Genomic DNA, 16,975 nt, shown 5'->3' with positions numbered 1-16,975 from the left:
GAATCCTGCGGATTTGTGCAAGAATTGAAATGCATCAATCCCGCCTCATTAGATAGCGACTTGACATGTTCGAAACGTTTAGATTAGCGTTTGAGACGTTCGACGACAACGGAAGGGAGGCCGTTCTTGTCATGGAGCATGGCAATTCCATCACGTCCGGAGATGATGCGGCCGCCGGCCGCTCGGCTGTCGTTCTGAGCGCCGAGCACATCTCCAAGACCTTCGGTGGCATCGCCGCACTTGTCGATGTCGGCTTCGAGCTGCGGCGCGGCGAGATCCATGCGCTGATGGGGGAAAACGGCGCCGGCAAGTCGACGCTGATGAAAATCCTCTCCGGCATCTACACGGATTACGACGGGACGGTGAACGTCGATGCCCATCCGGTCCGTTTCGCCGGCGTCCGCGACGCCGAGCATGCCGGCATCGCCATCATCCATCAGGAGCTCAATCTCGTCCCCGAGCTCAGCGTTGCCGACAATATCTTCCTGGGGCGCGAGAAGCTGATCGCCGGACTTATCGTCGAGCGCAAGGCAAGCAGCCATGCCGCCGGCGCCCTGCTGCAGAGGCTCGGCATCGAGCTCAACCCGGAGGCGCGGGTCGGCAGCCTGCGTGTCGGCGAGCAGCAGCTGGTCGAGATCGCCAAGGCACTGTCGATGTCGGCGCGCATCCTGATCATGGACGAGCCGACTTCCGCACTTTCGCCGGCCGAATGCCAAAGGCTGTTTCGGATCATCCGCCAGCTCGCCGTCAACGGGGTGGCGATCGTCTACATCTCGCACCGCATCGACGAGGTCATGCATCTGGCCAGCCGGGTCACCGTGTTTCGCGATGGACGCCGCGTGCTGACCGAGGCGATGGCAAAGCTCGACGAAGACACCATCATTTCGGCGATGGTCGGGCGCAACCTGCTTGCCTCTTCCCAGGAAGAGCGTGGTCCCAGCGGCAAGGTCGTCCTCTCGGTAAGCGGCCTATGGCTGTCGAAACCAGACCGCCACGCCTGGCGCACCGCGCTCGACGGCGTCGCCTTCGATCTTGCCGAAGGCGAAATTCTGGGGATAGGCGGGCTGCTGGGCTCGGGACGCACCGAAATCCTGGAGACCATCTTCGGTTCCAGCAGCGGCCGTGCCGGCGGCGAAATCCGGCTCGACGGCGAGCCGGTGGAAATCCGTTCGCCGCGCGATGCACGCCGCCTCGGCATCGCCCTGGTGACCGAGGACCGCAAGACGCAAGGCCTGCATCTTCAGGCGTCGATTACCGACAATGTCGCGCTGCCGCTGGTCGGCGCGCTGGCGCGGTTCGGCCTTCGCTCGCGGGCCGCCGAGCAAGGCTTGGCGCGGCACGCGGTCAAGGCGCTCGGTATTCGCTGCGGGACCATCGAGCAGCCGGCCGGCACCCTGTCCGGCGGCAACCAGCAGAAGGTCGTCATCGGCAAGTGGCTGGCGACGCGGCCGCGGGTGCTACTGCTGGACGAGCCGACACGCGGCATCGATGTCGGCGCCAAGCGGGAGATCTACGACCTGATCTTCAAGCTGGCGCGAGACGGGCTCGCCATCACCGTCATCAGCTCGGAATTGCCGGAACTGCTGCATCTTTCCGACCGCATCCTGGTCATGGCCGATGGTCGCCAGACGGGGATCCTCTCGCGCGCGCAAGCCAGCGAGGAGGCCATCATGCGGCTCGCGGCGCCGCGCCGGACCATGACGAGACCCGCAGCATGAGCATTTTGAACATCCTGTCCCGGACGAAGCTCTATTGGGGCCTGATCGCCATCTTCCTGATCGGCGTGCTGGGCTCGCCGATCAGTTCCAAGGGCAACAACATCTTCCTGTCCTACGGCAATCTGCTCGATGTGCTGCGCCAGGTGTCGACCACCGGCCTGATCGCCACCGGCATGACGGCGGTGATCATCACTGGCGGCATCGATCTTTCCGTCGGCTCGCTGATGGCGATCTGCACCGTGGTCTGCGCCATGCTGCTGACGGTTCCGGGTGTCACGCCGGCGGTGGTGCTGGGGGTGCCGACAGTTGCCGTTGTCGCCCTTTGCCTCGGCATTCTGGTCACCCGCTTCATCTTCCTGAACATCGAAAAATCGCGCGCCGGCCCGCAGGCCACCCACGCCGTCAGGCTGGACAGCGTTCGTGCGCTGGTCACGCCCGGCATTGTCGGGGTGATCCTCTGCAGTCTCGTGCTGTGGTTCCTGCTGCCGCAGGTCGGCTCGAAATTCGGCGTGGTCGGCGTGTTGCTGGTGGCGCCTTGCGTCGGCCTGCTGTTCGGCGCGCTCAACGGCTTCATCATCGTTGCCGGGCGGCTGCAGCCTTTCATCGTCACGCTGGCGATGATGGTGACGGCGCTCGGCATCGCCCGGCTGACCGCCGGCCAAAACAATGCAGTGCTGCCGGTCTACACCGGGTCGAACGCCACCGCCGATTTCGAAATGCTGCGCTCGCTGGTGTTCGGCGTGATCCCGATGCCGGGCCTGTTCTTCCTCGGAGCGATCCTGATCTACGGCGCAGTGCTGCGGTTCACCCCGTTCGGCCGCTATGTCTACGCCATCGGCGGCAACGAAGAGGCGGCGCGGCTGTCCGGCATTGCCGCCGGCCGCGTCAAGATCGCCACCTACGCCGTGTCCGGGCTGCTGGCCGGCGTGGCGGCAGTGCTCTATGTCGCGCAATACAGGCAAGGCAAGCCGGATGCCGGCGCCGGGCTGGAGCTCGATGCCATCGCCGCCGTGGTCATCGGCGGCACCAGCCTGATGGGCGGTCGCGGCAGCCTCATCGGCACATTCTGCGGCGTGCTGATCTTCGGACTGCTCTCGAACATCCTGCAATTGCACAACATCAATTCGAACCTTCAGCTCGTGCTGAAGGGGATGATCATCATCGGCACCGTGCTCGTGCAGGAGCGCAATGCCTTTGATCTTTTCTACTATCTGCGCCTGCCTGGCGGAAAAGCGGCGCACAAGGAAACGACCGCAGCAAAGCGGCCGTCAAAAGAGACCCCGTCTCTAAATCTTGGAGGAAACAAGAAATGAAACGACGTGAATTGTTGAAGCTTGCCGCCGTCACCGCGGCACTGCTGACCACGACCGCGCTTTTGGCCAGCGGCAACGCCTATGCGCAGGGCAAGAAGTGGAAGATCGGCTTCTCGCAGGTGACGACCATCGAGCCGTGGCGCGCCCAGTTCAACAAGGACATCCTAGCCGAGGCCGCCAAGCATCCGGAAGTCGAGCTGATCGTCACCGACGGCGAGGACAAGACGGAAAAGCAGGTCGCCGATGTCGAGAACCTGATCCGCCAGGAAGTCGATGCGCTGCTGGTGTCGCCGAAGGAATCGGCGGGGTTGACCGGCGTCGTGCAGCAGGCGATCGACGCCAAGATCCCGGTCTTCGTGCTCGACCGCAACGTCGAGACCAAGGACTACACGCAGTTCGTCGGCGGCGACAACAAGCTGATCGGCCGGGCTGCCGGTGAATACGCCGTCGAATTGCTCGGCGGCAAGGGCAAGGCATCAGGCAATGTCGTCGAGATCTGGGGCGGCATGGGTACCCAGCCGGCACATGACCGCCATGACGGCTTCCATGAATTCACTGACAAGGAGCCGGGCATAAAATATTTGCTCGACCAGCAGTCGGGCGACTGGAAGCAGGACCAGGCCTACAACATCATGGCCACGGCACTGCGCAACAACGAGAAGATCGACCTCGTCTATGGTCATAACGACCCGATGGCCTACGGCGCCTATCTTGCCGCCAAGGATGTCGGCCGCGAGAAGGACATCAAGTTCATCGGCATCGACGGCCTGCCCAATGAAGGCGTGCAGCTTGTTGCCAATGGTGAGCTGACGGCGACGTTCACCTATGTGACACCGGGCGCCGAAGGGCTGCGGCAGGCGATCAAGTTCCTGAACGGCGAGAAGGTCGAAAAGACCATCACGCTGCCGACGCAGAAGATTACCAAGGAAAATGCCGCCCAGATCCTGAAGGAGCATGGGCTCTGAGTTGAACACTCCCTGCCGGGCGGACATTGCCCGGCGGGGAGAAAAGGCTCGACAGGCAAGCGGCGCTGTTCACGCCAGCTTGGCCAAAAGCCTCATGAAAATCGCCGCCTCCTTGGATGAAAGCGGCGCCAGCGTTTCCTCGGTGATCTCGCGGGCGATCGGGATCAGCCGCTCGACGGCCTTGCGGCCTTCCGCGGTCAGATTGACCAGCAGGCGCCTTTTGTCGACCTCATGCTTGGAAAGCTCGACCAGGCCGCGCGCCTTGAGCCGGTCGATGACACCTTTTACCGTCGCCGCATCCATGGCGATCAGGCTGCCAAGCTGGTTCTGCGAGGTCTCGCCGACATCGTGCAACTTGGCCAGCGCGGCGAATTGCGGCGGCGTCAGGTCGGCGATGTGCGCGGCGAAGATCGAGACATGGCGCTGGTGCGCCTTGCGCAGGATGAAGCCGACCTGCTCCTGCAGGCGGTAATCGTTCTCGTCGGGCTCCTCGGCCTCGACCAGCTTGAGCTTGATGTCTTCGGCGCTCACCGCAGTCCGTCCCATGCCTTGATGTCCTTTGCCGCGAGACCGCCCATGCGGTCGTGCACGCGCGGGCCGCAGGTCATGGCGAGGCAGAACAGGATCTCGTCGGGACGAGGCCCGTCGCTGATGCCGACCTCCATGGCATCGAAATGACTGCGCACATAGGCGGCGTTGATATGGCCGAGCGGCACGTCGAGCCGCGCGCCGAAGGCACCGACCTTCTTTGCCGACGGCACGATCGCCTTGGCGTCACCGAGCCGCTCGCGCATGGCATAGCCGCCAGGCACATGCCACAGCGCGCCATGCTCCAGTTCGCCGGCGATACCGACGATGGCGCCCTTGCCGTAGCCGTCGATCTGTTTCACGTCGCCACCCAATGCGGCGATCAGCTTGTCGGAGAGCAGCAGCCCGAGCGGCTTCAGATCGTCCATGGCGCTCTGCAGGTCTTCCACGTAGCGGCCGGCGAATGGGTTGTTCACCACCGCCATGGCGGCGGCGCGGCGGCGCGGCACCTTCGCCACCGGCCCACCCTCATGAAATATCTCCTCGGTCAGCACCGCAATCTTGCGGATCGCAAACTCAGGCATGGGCAATTTCCTTCCTCGATTTCTCGTTGGGCGCAATGAGCGCCATGGGGCCGGCGATCCGTGCCTGACCGGCAAGGAACAAGGCTGAAGCGGCAATCAGGCCATGTCGCCGAAAATCTTCGGCGGCGGCGAGCCCTCGGTCCAGCGCGGCGGCTATTTCGCCTGATGAAAGCGCGCCGACGGCCTGGGTGACCAGGCGATCGCCAAGGTCGCTGTCGGGCGCCAGATCGCGCGCCGGCATGCGCTCGATGGCGCGATGACCGGGCAGGTCGACGGCGTTGGCGATCAGGGTGGCGGCGGCATCGGCTTCAGCACCGGTCCGCGCCAGTACGGCAACAGCGTCGGCGATGCCGAGCGAAAAGGAACGGCCGCGCCAGCCGCTTGTCGCGATGCCGCGGATCCCGTCTTCGGCGCGGATCGTGATCCGATCTGCCAGTCGATGACCTGTCCCGGCAATGGCAAGCGTCATGGAACGGTCATTGCCGAGATGAATCGCGCTGTCGCCACCATTGTTGACATAAGCGCGATCGAGCCGGCGCCCGGCCAGCAGCGCGCCAAGCATTTCGTCGGCTACCGAACCGGCGACCGCAGCCATCGGCGTGATGAATTGTTTCGCTAGCGGAACAATCGCTGCTTCCATACGTCGCGCCGTCGGGCCAGCGAAAGCACGTGGTCGCGACGAGGCCGGGCGGCGCAGTTCTGGCAGTTCGTCGACGAGCTCCTGCAGGATTGTTTGAAACCGCGCCACCGCCTGGCCATAGGCGGCGCGGCGTTCGTCCGCTTCGCCAAATGCCTCGACGATCAGGTCGATCGGGCCATGATTGAGATGCAGCCGGCTGCCGTCCTCAAGCCAATGCGCCTGCGGGCCGTTCATCACTTGGCCCCGTCTGCCGTTGCGCGCCGCAGCTGCGCCAGCGGCGGCCATGGGTTGCTGGCCGGCGCAGCCGTGCCGCGGCGCGGGTTGAGATACTCGCCGCCTTTGGCGAGAATGTCGTCAACGCTGCGGATCTCGGCTTCGTAGCCTCCGAGCCTGATATAATCGTCGCGGCGCAGGGTGAACTCGATCGGCGCCACCAGCGCCGGCGTCGGTACATAGCCGAAGGCGCCTTCCGGCACGCGGGTTACATCGACCATCAGCGTGATGCCGCCGCCCGGCCAGACATAGACCGGCGCGCCGCCGACCGTCACATACGTCGTCAGGCCCTGCACCGAGCGGGTCAGATTGACCGGGTTCTCGGTGACGCCGGCACGCAGCGAGCCGCCGGCGCCGCCGACGAACAGCACGGTGCACAGAGCCGGCTCGCAATTGTCCTCGATCAGGCCGACGGATTTCTGCAGCCGCTCGGGGAACGGTTTTTGCACCGGCTTCAATTCGTCGTCGAGCTCGTAATAGGCGAACTGCTCGCCGGTGGTCGAGACCATCAGCAGCGACAGGCCGGGACGCGCGCCCTTCTTCGCATTCCATTCGCCAAGGATCGACAGAGGGTCGGAAATGCTGGTGCCGCCCCAGCCGAGGCCGGGCTCCGACACCTTGAAATAGCGGCCCGGCGTCGAACGGCGGCCGATGATTTTTATCCCGGTGTCCTGCCAGCCGAGCACCTTGCCTGCCTGATGCTCGGAAACGACGCCGGTGATGTGGTCGTCGACCACCACCACCTCGTCGACCAGGCCGCGCCACTGGGTGGCGAACATGCCGATGGTGGCCGAGCCGCAACCGACCCGCATCCGCTGCTCGAGCTGACCGTCGATGACCGGCGGCTTGCCGGCTTCGACGACGACCGTGGCACCGCCGTCGATGGTGAGTTCGACCGGCTTGCGGTTGCATAGATTGAGCAGCGCATCGCAGGTGGCGCGACCTTCGGCCTTGGATCCGCCGGTCAGATGATGCACGCCGCCCAGCGACAGCATCTGCGAGCCATATTCGCCTGTCGTGACATGGCCGATCGCCTCGCCCGCCGCGCGGACCGTCGCCGTTTCGGGGCCGATATGCCGGTCGGTGTCGATCTTCACCTTGACGCCGCAGTAGGAGAAGATGCCCTCGGTGACGACGGTGACGAGATCGACGCCTTCGACCTCCTGGCTGACGATGAAAGGCGCCGGCTTGTAGTCGGGATAGGTGGTGCCGGCGCCGATCGCGGTGACGAAGCGGCGGCCGGTGTTGACCAGCTCGCCGTCCCATTCTTCGCCCTCGGCGACAAACGGCACGACCGCGCCGCCGGCCTCGGTCGCGTGGTCGAGGATGGTCAGCGGATCCATCCGCACGATCCTGCCGCCGACATTGCCGTAGCGGTCGCAGGCGCCGGTGCGGCCGTCTGCTATGTAGCACATGACCGGGCAGGCATCGCAGCGGATCTTTTCCGCCACCTGCTTCTCGCCGGGATCATGCGTCTCGAAACGTTCGGCAAGCTCGCTCATCGGCGTGCCTCCTTGTCGCGGATCGCGGCGCGGATGCGGCTCGGCGTCGCCGGAATTTTGCTGACCAGGGCACCGGTGGCATGGCGGATGGCATTGAGGATCGCCGGTGCCGTCGGGATCAGCACATGCTCGCCCAAGCCCTTGGCGCCAAAGGGTCCTTCCGAATCCGGAACTTCGATCAGGATGGTCTCGATCGGCGGCACGTCGCCGATCGTCGGGATCAGGTAGTCGTGCAGATTCTCGGTGCGGCCGGGGATGTATTCCTCCATCAGCGCCATGCCGATGCCTTGCGCGATGCCGCCTTCGATCTGGCCTTCGGCAAGCAGCGGATTGATCGCCTTGCCGACATCATGCGCGGCGGTGATCTTGATCAGCTTGACCGTGCCGAGCTTGAGGTCGACCTCCAGTTCGGCGATCTGCGCGCCGTAGCCATAGACGGCGTAAGGCTTGCCCTGGCCCCTGGCGTCGAGCGGCAGGGTCGGCGGGTCATAGCTTTCCTCGGCGCGAAAGACCAAGCCGTCGGCATCGGCCTTCAGCGTGGGCAAATCGATATGCCGTGTCGCTTCGCCCTCGCGGATGACCAGGCTTGCGCCCTCGAGAGCGATCGCCGCTTTTTCCGACACATTGGCGAAGCGCAGCATCGTCTCGCGCAAGGCGCGGCCGGCCTTTTCGGCGGCCTTGCCGGTCACGAAGGTCTGGCGCGAGGCCGACGTCTTGCCGGCGTCCGGCGTGATCGCCGTGTCGGCGCTTTTCAAGCGGAATTTTCCGAGCGGCAGGCCGACCGCGTCGGCGCAGATCTGCGCAATGACCGTGTTCGAACCTTGCCCGATATCGACGGCGCCCTGATGCAGGACGACATCGCCTTCAGCCGAGATGCCGACCCTGATGGTCGACGGATTGGGCAGCGAGGTGTTGCCGCAGCCGTACCAGCAGGAGGCGACGCCGACGCCGCGTTTCCTGCTGTCATTGGCACTGTTGAACGCATCGGCATCGACAAGCGCACGCATCCAATGCGGCCGCAGCGCTTCGAGGCACTCGGCGATGCCGACGCCCGATTCCAGCCTCTGGCCGGTGACCGTTTCGGAGCCGTTACGAAGGCAGTTTTTCAGGCGAAAATCGAGCCGGTCCAGCCCAAGCTTTTCGGCCAGCTCGTCATAGAGCGTCTCCTGCATGATCGTCGCCTGCGGCACGCCGAAACCGCGGAAGGCGCCGGAGATCGGCCCATTCGTGTGGATGGCGCGGCCCTCGGCCCGATAGTTCGGCGTCGCATAGGGACCGGAGGCGTGCACCGGCACGCGGTTGGCGACGGTCGGTCCCCAACTCGCATAGGCGCCGGTGTTGAAATCGCCTGCGAAGACCATGCCGGTGACGCGGCCATCGGCATCGGCGCCGATGGTCGCCGTCATCTCGGCGGGATGACGCTTGGTGGTCGAGATCATCGATTCATGACGGGTATAGGCGAGTGCCGCCGGCCGCCCCGTCTTCATCGCGACCAGACCGATCAGCGGCTGCAACGAAACGTCGAGCTTGGAGCCGAAGCCGCCGCCGGTGGCGGTCGGCACGATCCGCACCTTGTCGACGGCAAGGCCAAGCACTTTTGCCACGTCGTCGCGGTCCATATAGGGCGCCTGCGTGCAGGCGACGACGACCAGCGTGTCGCCGTCCATATAGGCATAGCCGGCCTCGGGCTCGATATAGGCGTGTTCGACATAGGACGTGTCGATGGCGCCGGAAACAGTGAAGGCGGCGCCGGCAAGGGCGGCGTCGGGGTCACCACGCTCGACAAAGCCCGATGTGAGCAGGTTTGCCGGCCGGTTCTCGTGGATCAGCTGCGCACCGCCGGCTTGCGCCTCGCCTGGCTGCAGGACATGCGGCAACTCGGTCCAACGAGCAGGAAAATCCGCAAGGTCGAGATCGAGGATGGCCTCGCGCTCGCCGGCAACCAGCGCCACCGCCTCGCCACGAAAGCGCGAAAAATTTTCGGCCAGCGCTGGCTGGTCGGCAAAAGGTGCAATGACGCCGAAGCAGTTCTTTCCCGGAATGTCGGCAGCGGTGAAGACGCCGACGATGCCGGGATGGACTTTCACCCAGGCGTCGAGATCGCCGAAGGCGAAGCGGGCGTGATAATGCGGCGAGCGAACCACCAGCACCGCCAGCGCTTCGGCCGGGAAGGAATCGCCGCCGAATCTTTCGCCGCCGGTGACTTTCGGCAGGCCGTCGAGGCGGATTGGAGAGGAGCCGACGGCGTGGCCCGAGATCGGCATTCTGCGGTCAAGATCGAGAGAAGGGGTCGCCAGCGCAGAAACTTGTCCTTTCTCCCCGTCATTATACGGGGAGAAGGTGCCGGCAGGCGGATGAGGGGCAGCGCCGTCGGTCGAAAATTCGCTCGCGAACCGTCCAGCATCCATCACCGCAGCTATGATCTTGCGATAGCCGGTGCAGCGGCAGAGGACGCCGCCCAAGGCATCCAGGGTTTCGGCCTCGGTTGGATTGGGGTTGCTGTCCAGAAGCGCTGTCGCCGCGATGAGCAGGCCGGGTGTGCAGATGCCGCATTGCGCCGCGCCATGGTCGAGGAACGAGGCCTGCAGCGCCGACAATCTGTCGTTGGCGAGACCCTCGACCGTGGTCACCACGGTGCCAGCGGCAGAAGCCGCAGACATCAGGCAGGCGCAGACAGGTTCGCCGTCGACAAGCACCGTGCAGGCGCCGCAGTCGCCGGCGTCGCAGCCGACCTTGGTGCCGGTCAGCCGCAGTTCGTCACGCAGCACCGAAGAGAGACGGCGAACCGGCGGCACGCAGACAGAGACGGCGGCGCCGTTGACCTCGAAGGCGATGTCGGCGCGCTCCATGCTCATGCCAGGCTGAGCTCCGCTCATGCCAGGCTGAGTTTTGGTCATGCCAGGTTGAGCTTGGCTCATGCCGCCGCTACCTTCCCGACCGACGCGTGACCCGCGGCACCGAGAACGGCGCGGGCGACAATCTCGCGCGCGGCGTCCAGCCGGTATTCGGCGCTGCCGCGCACGTCGTCGATCGGCGAAAGCTCGTCCATCGGTGCGGACTGGATCGCAGCGACGAGAGATCCGTCGACCGGGACGCCGCGTAAAGCTGCTTCGACACTTGCAAGACGCCTGGCGACCGCCGAACAGGAGCCGACGGCGACGGCGGCGTTGGCGACGATGCCATCCTCAATGGTCAAGCGGGCCGCCGCCATGGCTATGGAAATGACGAGATAGCGACGCGCGCCGAGTTTTTCGAAAGCCGACGTGCCGGTGGCCGCGTTTTTCGGCACGCGGATGGCGGTGACCATTTCGCCCGGCTGCAGTTCCGTGCGGCGGTTCCCCAGAATGAATTTTTCGAGCGGCAGATGGCGGACCACCGCCACCGAGCGCAGCTCGACCTCGGCGTCGAGAACCAGGAGCGCCGGCACGCCGTCGGCCGCCGGAGAGGCGTTGCAGAGATTGCCGGCGATGGAGGCGACGTTCTGGATTTGGACGGAGCCGACTTCCCGCGCCGCCTGCTTCAGCGCGTCGAAGGCCGCCGGCAGCGGATGACGGACAAGATCGGTCCAGGTCGTGCGCGCGCCGATGAGCCAATGGCTGTCGGTCTCAGCAATACCGCGCAGCGTCGCCAGGCCGTTGATATCGAGGACATTGTCGCGGAAAGGCTTGGCTCCTTGTGCCGGGTAGAAATCCGTGCCGCCGGCAAGGATGCGCCACGGAGCCTCGCCAAGCAAAGCGAGCGCCTCGTCTATGGTGGTGGGTTTCGCGTAACGGATCACGCTTGCCTTCCCAAAATGGGCCTTCCCAAAAAAGGGTTGCCGACGGAACTTGCCGGCCTCCGAGCCGGTCAAATTCATTCGTATGCAAATGATATCAAGCCGGCAGGAATTGTCAAAGCCAGAGTTTTGCGCCGGCGCCCGCATCGGCGCGACGGCACGCATTTGTTATGCCGTTGGAGTTGACGCAGCCGGCCATCTGGTCAAGTTTCTGCATCCGTTGCGTCAGCGGCATTTTCGGCGGGTTCGAACACCGGATTCCACGTTTCGGCAGACTTCATGCCTCCGGGACAAACAAGAGGGAGGCTCCATGGCCGACGAAGCGCTTGTCATCATCGACCTGCAGAACGATTTCTGTCCGGGCGGCGCGCTGGCGGTGGCCGGCGGCGACGAGATCGTGCCCCTGGTCAACGACCTGATCCGGCGGACCGAACATGTCGTGCTGACGCAGGACTGGCATCCCGCCGGACATTCGAGTTTTGCCTCCAATCATCCCGGCAAGCAGCCGTTCGAAACGATCGAGATGCCCTATGGCCCGCAGACGCTGTGGCCCGACCACTGCATCCAGGGCAGCCTGGGTTCGGATTTCCATTCGGGCCTTGCCTGGACCAGGGCCGAACTGGTGATCCGCAAGGGTTTCCGCCCGGAGATCGACAGCTATTCGGCTTTCTTCGAGAACGACCATGCGACGCCGACCGGCCTTGCCGGCTATCTCAAGGAGCGCGGCATCGACACGCTGACCCTGGTCGGCCTGGCGACCGATTATTGCGTCGCCTTCTCGGCGCTCGACGCGGTCAAGCACGGCTTTCACACGACAGTGCGGCTCGACGCCTGCCGCGGCATCGATCTCAATGGCTCACTCGAGACGATGCTGAACCGAATGCGCGATGCCGGCGTGACGCTGGCTTGAACATCACCAATCGCATTCGACACAATTCCAGAGGGGGCATTATGCGGTTTGCGGCGGCTTTGACGGCGGGCGCTGTGGTGGCAGTCGCAACCCTGTTTCCGGGAACAGTGCTTGCAGCCGAGGCCCACGAATTGCCCGGCGAAACAATGTCGCTGTGGTGGGCGCTGCCCTTTGCCGGCCTGCTTCTGTCGATCGCCACCGGGCCGTTGCTCTTCCACCATGTCTGGGAGCATCACTACGGCAAGATCACCTTGTTCTGGGCGGCGCTTGCTGTCGTCCCTCTGGCGCTGGCGTTCGGCATGGCTTCGGCTGCAGAGGCGGTGCTGCATGCGCTGCTCACCGAATACATGTCGTTCATCATTCTTCTGTTTGCGCTGTTCACCATTTCGGGCGGCATCCTCGTCGCCGGCAACATCCACGGCACGCCGCTGGTGAATGCCGGACTGCTGCTGATTGGGGCGATGCTCGCCTCGGTCATCGGCACGACCGGCGCCTCGATGATCCTGATCAGGCCGATCCTGCGCGCCAACGACAACCGGCCGTTCAACGCCCATGTCGTCATCTTCTTCATTTTCCTGGTGTCCAACATCGGCGGCTCGCTGACGCCGCTCGGTGATCCGCCGCTGTTCGTCGGCTTCCTGCGCGGCGTCGATTTCTTCTGGACCACCACCAATCTCTATCAGGTGACACTGTTCGTCGGCGGCCTGGTGCTGGCCGTCTTCCTGGCCATGGACATCATCCTGCATCGCCGCGAGGCCGGTGCGCCGAAGATCAAGGATCCGACACCGGACACCAAGGTGCGCATCCGGGGCTTGGCCAACTTCCCGCTGCTGGCCGGGGTGATCGGCGCGATCCTGCTTTCCGCGACCTGGAAGCCGGACGTGGCTTTCTCCGTCCAGGGCGTGAGCCTTGAATTGCAGAACCTGGTGCGCGACGCCATCATCCTGGCCCTCGCCTTGCTTTCGCTCGCTGTCTCAAGCAAGAGCCACAGGCGGGCGAACAACTTCCACTGGGAGCCGATCGCCGAAGTGGCAAAACTGTTCGCCGGCATCTTCATCTGCATCGTTCCGGTCATCGCCATTCTCAGGGCCGGTGCCGGCGGCGCGCTGGCGCCGCTGGTCTCGCTGGTCAGTTCGCCAACAGGCGAGCCCAACGACCTGGCGTATTTCTGGATGACCGGGGTGCTGTCGTCCTTCCTCGACAATGCGCCGACCTACCTGGTGTTCTTCGAGCTCGCTGGCGGCGATCCGCAGCATCTGATGACCACCTTCGCCTCGACGCTGGCGGCGATCTCGGCCGGCGCGGTGTTCATGGGCGCCAACACCTATATCGGCAATGCGCCGAATTTCATGGTTTACGCCATTGCCAGGCATCGCGGCGTAAAAATGCCGGGCTTCTTCGGCTACATGGCGTGGTCGGGCGTGGTGCTGATCCCGATATTCCTGATCGCGGGTTTTCTGTTCTTTGGCTGATCAGCCGACGCCGACATAGCGGCGAACCGCCGACGGATCGGCGCGAAGCTCCTCGACATCGACGGTCTCGCGGTTGCGGCCGTTTTCGATGAACGAGACCCGGTCGGCGACGGACAGCACGGCATCGACGCGCTGCTCGACCAGGATCGTCGAGACGCCAAGGTCGCGCAGCTTGGCTACCGTCTCGCGGATTTTTGCGATCATCGACGGCATCAGCCCTTCGGTCGGCTCGTCGAGCAGAAGCACCTGCGGCTCGAGACACAGGGCCCGAGCCATGGCCAGCATCTGCTGCTCGCCGCCCGACAGCGTGCCGGAGCGTTGTCTCAGCCGCTGGCGCAGCAGCGGGAAGAGGTCGAGCACGTTTTCGCGCGTCGCCTTGCCCTTGCCGCGGGCCATCAGGCCGATCTCGATGTTTTCGGCCACCGTCATCTCGGCAAACAGCCGCCGGCCCTGCGGCACATAGGCGACGCCGGCCTTCGGCACGTCATGCGCCGGCAGGCCTGTCAATTCCCTGCCGTCGAGCCTGATCGAGCCGGCGCGTGTGGGAACGAGTCCCATGATCGCCTTCAGCGTCGTCGTCTTGCCGGCGCCGTTGCGGCCGAACAGGCAAAGCACCTCGCCCGTGCTCAGCACGAGGTCGAGGCCGTAGAGCACCTGGACCTCGCTGTAGAAGCAGTCGAGCCCGGAGATGGTCAGTGCTTCAGCCCGTGGTTGCGTCATGGGGTCGTCCCCAAATAGGCGTCCTGCACTTGCGTATTGGCGCGGACCTGCTCGGGCGTGCCTTCGGCCAGGATCTTGCCGGCGTTGAAGACGGTGATGCGGTCGGCAAGCTGCATGACCACCGGCATGTTGTGCTCGATCAGCAGCACGGTGGCGCTTTTGGCGATCTCGCGCACCAGCCCGATGAAATTGTCGATCTCGCTGTCGGCCAGCCCCTGCGTCGGCTCGTCGAGGATCAGCAGGCGCGGTTTCAGCGCCAGCCCCATCGCCACTTCGAGCAGGCGCTGATGGCCATAGGACAATTGCCCGGCCGGCATATGGGCGCGGTCGGCAAGGCCGGTGCGCTCCAGCGCCGCCATGACGCCGGCATGCACAGCACCTTTCGAGCGGCCGTCGGTCAGCGTGCGCTGCACCGGCAGCGCGACATTGTCGTAGGCGGTGAGGTTGGCGAAGACGCTGGTGATCTGGAAGGTGTAGGCGATGCCAAGGCGGACCCTGGCGTAGGCCGGCAGGTTGGTAATGTCGGCGCCGTCGAAGACGATCATGCCCGATGACGGCTGGATGCGGCCGCTGATCAGGCTGACGAAGGTGGTCTTGCCGGCGCCATTGGGGCCGATGACGGCGCGGATCTCGCCCGGCATGAGGGCGAAATCGACACCATCGACAGCGCGCAGGCCGCCGAAATTGCGGGACAGGCCTTTGGTCGTCAGCAGCGGCATCATGGCAGCCATCCGAGCCAGCGCTGACGGATGGTGCCGAGAATGCCCCTGGGAAAGAACAGCACCAGCGCGATGAGGGCGATGCCGACGATCAGCAGATAGGCCGAGGTGTAGCCGCTGGTGACGTCGACGACATAGTACATGAACAGAGTGCCGATCAGCGGACCGAGCGTGGTCGCAGCACCGCCGAGCAGCACCCAGAGCAACGGCAGGATGGAATATTGCACCGAGGCGAAGGTCGAGCCGACATAACCGAACAGCAGCGCGTAGGCGGCGCCCGATGCCGCGCAGATGGTGCCGGAGACGACGACCGCGGCAAGCTTGTTGGAAAAAATGTCGTAGCCAAGCATTTTGGTCCGCTCCTCGTTTTCGCGGATGGCGACCAGCACACGGCCATACCTGGAGCGGACTATGCCGAGCGTCACCAGCAGCACGATCGAGAACAGGACCAGCGCGCTCATGTAGCGCACGGTCGGATTGGTGAGGCCGAGCGAGGTGTCGCCCAAAACAAGCACACGCGCCGACTGCGGCACCACCAGGCCCTGATCGCCGCCGGTCCAGGCCGCGAGATAGAGGATTATCAGATAGAACACCTGCGCGAACATCATGGTGACGATCATGAAGGCGACACCGGAAGTGCGCAGCGCCAGCAGCCCGATCACCAGCGCGAGAAGCGCGCCGCAGGCAAGGCCGGCGGCGAAGGCGGCCGGCACACTCCAGCCGAGGTGGATGACGGCAAGGCCTGCGCCATAGAGCCCAGCCGAAAAGAACATGGCGTGGCCGAGGCTGAGCAACCCGACATAGCCGAACAGCACGTTGTAGCCCATGGCGAAAACCGCCAGCACCATGATGCGGGCGAGCAGCCCGTGGTGATATTCCGGCAGGACGAAGCTTAGGGCGAACAGCAGGACGATGACGCCCAGATGCAACGCATAGGCTTTTGACGGTGAAGCCTCCTTCATCGCGATGCCGTCCCGAACAGGCCTTGCGGCCGGAACACCAGCACCATGGCCACCAGCAGCGTGGCGATGATCTTGGCCAGTGTCGGCGAGAAGAACACCGAGATGATGCCGTCCGACAGGCCGATGAGCACGGCGGCGACGACGGTTCCGCGCAGCGAGCCGAGGCCGCCGATGATGACGACGATGAAGGACAGCAGCAGCGGGTCCTGTCCCATCAGATAATGCGCCTGGCTGATCGGCACGATCAGCACCGCGGCCACCGCCGCCAGCACAGCGCCGAGCGCGAAGACGCCGGCATAGACGCGGTCGACCGGAATGCCAAAGGCCTGCGCCGTTTCGCTGTCATATTGCGTGGCGCGCATGACGAGGCCGATTCTCGTACGCGTCAGCACGAACCAGGTCGCCACCAGCAGAAGCGCGGATGCGGCGATGATCGACAGCTTGTAGCCGGAGTAGCCGAACCACGGCAAAAGGATGCGGTAGCTGAAGGGCGGCTCCACTGGCCGTGCCTCCGGACCATAAAAGGTCAGCGCCAGTTGCTGGATGATGTAGAGCATGCCGATGGTGGCGACGATGGTGGCTTCCGGATTGTAATTCAGCCGGCGCAGCACCAGCCGTTCGGAGACCAGCGCGATCAGGCCGACGATCAGCGGCGCCAGCACCAGGGCTGCGAGGAAGCCGAGCGCCGGATGGCCTGATATCGCCGTGGAGATCGCCCAGCCAAGCACCGCGCCGAGCATGAAGAACTCGCCATGGGCGACATTGACGACGCGCATGACGCCGAACACCAGCGAGAGGCCAAGCGCCGTCAGCGCCAGCACGGCGGAGGTGACGAGGCCTTCGAGGGCGGCGAGAAGAAGATGAGGTCCGAAGTGCATCGGCTATACGCTGGCA

15 protein-coding genes are annotated in these 16,975 nt (G+C 64.6%); 5 read left to right on the top strand and 10 right to left on the bottom strand.

The features are described 5' to 3' along the window. The first annotated feature begins 131 nt into the window (after window positions 1-131). The 3 genes from AC0L2K_RS10545 to AC0L2K_RS10535 are packed head-to-tail and all read left to right on the top strand — an operon-like array spanning window position 132 to window position 3,996. On the top strand, window positions 132-1,718 hold the full coding sequence (locus tag AC0L2K_RS10545) for a sugar ABC transporter ATP-binding protein (protein WP_473531308.1): 1,587 nt from the start codon (window positions 132-134) through the stop codon (window positions 1,716-1,718). Then, the gene (locus tag AC0L2K_RS10540) at window positions 1,715-3,031 is read left to right on the top strand and encodes an ABC transporter permease (protein ID WP_473531307.1); all 1,317 of its coding nucleotides are present in this window, start codon (window positions 1,715-1,717) and stop codon (window positions 3,029-3,031) included. The genes AC0L2K_RS10545 and AC0L2K_RS10540 overlap by 4 nt, the downstream gene beginning before the upstream one ends. Further along, complete coding sequence (locus AC0L2K_RS10535) at window positions 3,028-3,996, top strand: substrate-binding domain-containing protein (protein ID WP_473531306.1); 969 nt, start codon at window positions 3,028-3,030, stop codon at window positions 3,994-3,996. Before AC0L2K_RS10540 ends, AC0L2K_RS10535 begins: the two co-directional genes overlap by 4 nt. 69 nt (window positions 3,997-4,065) lie before the next feature. Here the strand turns inward: AC0L2K_RS10535 and AC0L2K_RS10530 are convergent, their stop codons facing one another. From AC0L2K_RS10530 to AC0L2K_RS10505, 6 genes are read right to left on the bottom strand one after another with little or no spacing between them, the layout of a single operon-like run. Beyond that, on the bottom strand, window positions 4,066-4,527 hold the full coding sequence (locus tag AC0L2K_RS10530; protein WP_091596340.1) for a MarR family winged helix-turn-helix transcriptional regulator: 462 nt from the start codon (window positions 4,525-4,527) through the stop codon (window positions 4,066-4,068). Beyond that, entirely contained in the window at window positions 4,524-5,108 is a 585-nt protein-coding gene (locus tag AC0L2K_RS10525; RefSeq protein ID WP_023801548.1) for an amino acid synthesis family protein, read from the bottom strand. The genes AC0L2K_RS10530 and AC0L2K_RS10525 overlap by 4 nt, the downstream gene beginning before the upstream one ends. Further along, window positions 5,101-5,982, bottom strand: a complete 882-nt coding sequence (locus AC0L2K_RS10520; RefSeq protein WP_473531305.1) for a UPF0280 family protein — start codon at window positions 5,980-5,982, stop codon at window positions 5,101-5,103. Before AC0L2K_RS10520 ends, AC0L2K_RS10525 begins: the two co-directional genes overlap by 8 nt. Beyond that, complete coding sequence (locus AC0L2K_RS10515; RefSeq protein ID WP_473531304.1) at window positions 5,982-7,523, bottom strand: 6-hydroxynicotinate reductase; 1,542 nt, start codon at window positions 7,521-7,523, stop codon at window positions 5,982-5,984. Before AC0L2K_RS10515 ends, AC0L2K_RS10520 begins: the two co-directional genes overlap by 1 nt. After that, the gene (locus tag AC0L2K_RS10510) at window positions 7,520-10,378 is read right to left on the bottom strand and encodes a molybdopterin-dependent oxidoreductase (protein ID WP_473531303.1); all 2,859 of its coding nucleotides are present in this window, start codon (window positions 10,376-10,378) and stop codon (window positions 7,520-7,522) included. Before AC0L2K_RS10510 ends, AC0L2K_RS10515 begins: the two co-directional genes overlap by 4 nt. Window positions 10,379-10,437: 59 nt before the next feature. After that, window positions 10,438-11,301 carry an FAD binding domain-containing protein gene (locus AC0L2K_RS10505; protein WP_473531302.1) on the bottom strand — a complete coding sequence of 288 codons (864 nt, stop codon included), beginning with the start codon at window positions 11,299-11,301 and terminating at the stop codon, window positions 10,438-10,440. Between the two features lie 307 nt (window positions 11,302-11,608). Here AC0L2K_RS10505 and pncA point away from each other — a divergent pair, with 307 nt between their 5' ends. Further along, window positions 11,609-12,208, top strand: a complete 600-nt coding sequence (gene pncA / locus AC0L2K_RS10500) for a bifunctional nicotinamidase/pyrazinamidase (protein ID WP_091596328.1) — start codon at window positions 11,609-11,611, stop codon at window positions 12,206-12,208. 41 nt (window positions 12,209-12,249) lie between these two features. After that, the gene (locus tag AC0L2K_RS10495; RefSeq protein ID WP_473531301.1) at window positions 12,250-13,680 is read left to right on the top strand and encodes a sodium:proton antiporter; all 1,431 of its coding nucleotides are present in this window, start codon (window positions 12,250-12,252) and stop codon (window positions 13,678-13,680) included. Here AC0L2K_RS10495 and AC0L2K_RS10490 read toward each other — a convergent pair whose 3' ends face one another. Genes AC0L2K_RS10490 through AC0L2K_RS10475 form a run of 4 tightly spaced genes read right to left on the bottom strand, consistent with a single transcriptional unit; the run spans window position 13,681 to window position 16,959 of the window. Further along, window positions 13,681-14,400, bottom strand: a complete 720-nt coding sequence (locus AC0L2K_RS10490; RefSeq protein WP_473531300.1) for an ABC transporter ATP-binding protein — start codon at window positions 14,398-14,400, stop codon at window positions 13,681-13,683. Next, window positions 14,397-15,122: an ABC transporter ATP-binding protein gene (locus tag AC0L2K_RS10485; protein WP_473520976.1), complete on the bottom strand. Its 726-nt coding sequence runs from the start codon at window positions 15,120-15,122 to the stop codon at window positions 14,397-14,399. The genes AC0L2K_RS10490 and AC0L2K_RS10485 overlap by 4 nt, the downstream gene beginning before the upstream one ends. After that, entirely contained in the window at window positions 15,119-16,081 is a 963-nt protein-coding gene (locus tag AC0L2K_RS10480) for a branched-chain amino acid ABC transporter permease (protein ID WP_473531299.1), read from the bottom strand. Before AC0L2K_RS10480 ends, AC0L2K_RS10485 begins: the two co-directional genes overlap by 4 nt. Continuing rightward, window positions 16,078-16,959, bottom strand: coding sequence for a branched-chain amino acid ABC transporter permease (locus AC0L2K_RS10475; protein ID WP_473531298.1), 882 nt, complete (start codon window positions 16,957-16,959; stop codon window positions 16,078-16,080). The genes AC0L2K_RS10480 and AC0L2K_RS10475 overlap by 4 nt, the downstream gene beginning before the upstream one ends. Between the last annotated feature and the right edge of the window lie 16 nt (window positions 16,960-16,975).

Source organism: Mesorhizobium sp. WSM4817 (genome assembly GCF_055811135.1).
This window is presented reverse-complemented; position numbering and strand designations above follow the sequence as displayed.

What these genes read in the sequence shown, in the direction of transcription:
- AC0L2K_RS10495 (WP_473531301.1), top strand. Translation starts at nt 12,250, where the DNA reads ATGCGGTTTGCGGCGGCTTTGACGGCGGGCGCTGTGGTGGCAGTCGCA.
- AC0L2K_RS10540 (WP_473531307.1), top strand. Translation starts at nt 1,715, where the DNA reads ATGAGCATTTTGAACATCCTGTCCCGGACGAAGCTCTATTGGGGCCTG.
- AC0L2K_RS10490 (WP_473531300.1), bottom strand. Translation starts at nt 14,400, where the DNA reads ATGACGCAACCACGGGCTGAAGCACTGACCATCTCCGGGCTCGACTGC.
- AC0L2K_RS10485 (WP_473520976.1), bottom strand. Translation starts at nt 15,122, where the DNA reads ATGATGCCGCTGCTGACGACCAAAGGCCTGTCCCGCAATTTCGGCGGC.
- pncA (WP_091596328.1), top strand. Translation starts at nt 11,609, where the DNA reads ATGGCCGACGAAGCGCTTGTCATCATCGACCTGCAGAACGATTTCTGT.
- AC0L2K_RS10525 (WP_023801548.1), bottom strand. Translation starts at nt 5,108, where the DNA reads ATGCCTGAGTTTGCGATCCGCAAGATTGCGGTGCTGACCGAGGAGATA.
- AC0L2K_RS10520 (WP_473531305.1), bottom strand. Translation starts at nt 5,982, where the DNA reads ATGAACGGCCCGCAGGCGCATTGGCTTGAGGACGGCAGCCGGCTGCAT.
- AC0L2K_RS10545 (WP_473531308.1), top strand. Translation starts at nt 132, where the DNA reads ATGGAGCATGGCAATTCCATCACGTCCGGAGATGATGCGGCCGCCGGC.
- AC0L2K_RS10480 (WP_473531299.1), bottom strand. Translation starts at nt 16,081, where the DNA reads ATGAAGGAGGCTTCACCGTCAAAAGCCTATGCGTTGCATCTGGGCGTC.
- AC0L2K_RS10515 (WP_473531304.1), bottom strand. Translation starts at nt 7,523, where the DNA reads ATGAGCGAGCTTGCCGAACGTTTCGAGACGCATGATCCCGGCGAGAAG.
- AC0L2K_RS10510 (WP_473531303.1), bottom strand. Translation starts at nt 10,378, where the DNA reads ATGAGCATGGAGCGCGCCGACATCGCCTTCGAGGTCAACGGCGCCGCC.
- AC0L2K_RS10475 (WP_473531298.1), bottom strand. Translation starts at nt 16,959, where the DNA reads ATGCACTTCGGACCTCATCTTCTTCTCGCCGCCCTCGAAGGCCTCGTC.
- AC0L2K_RS10535 (WP_473531306.1), top strand. Translation starts at nt 3,028, where the DNA reads ATGAAACGACGTGAATTGTTGAAGCTTGCCGCCGTCACCGCGGCACTG.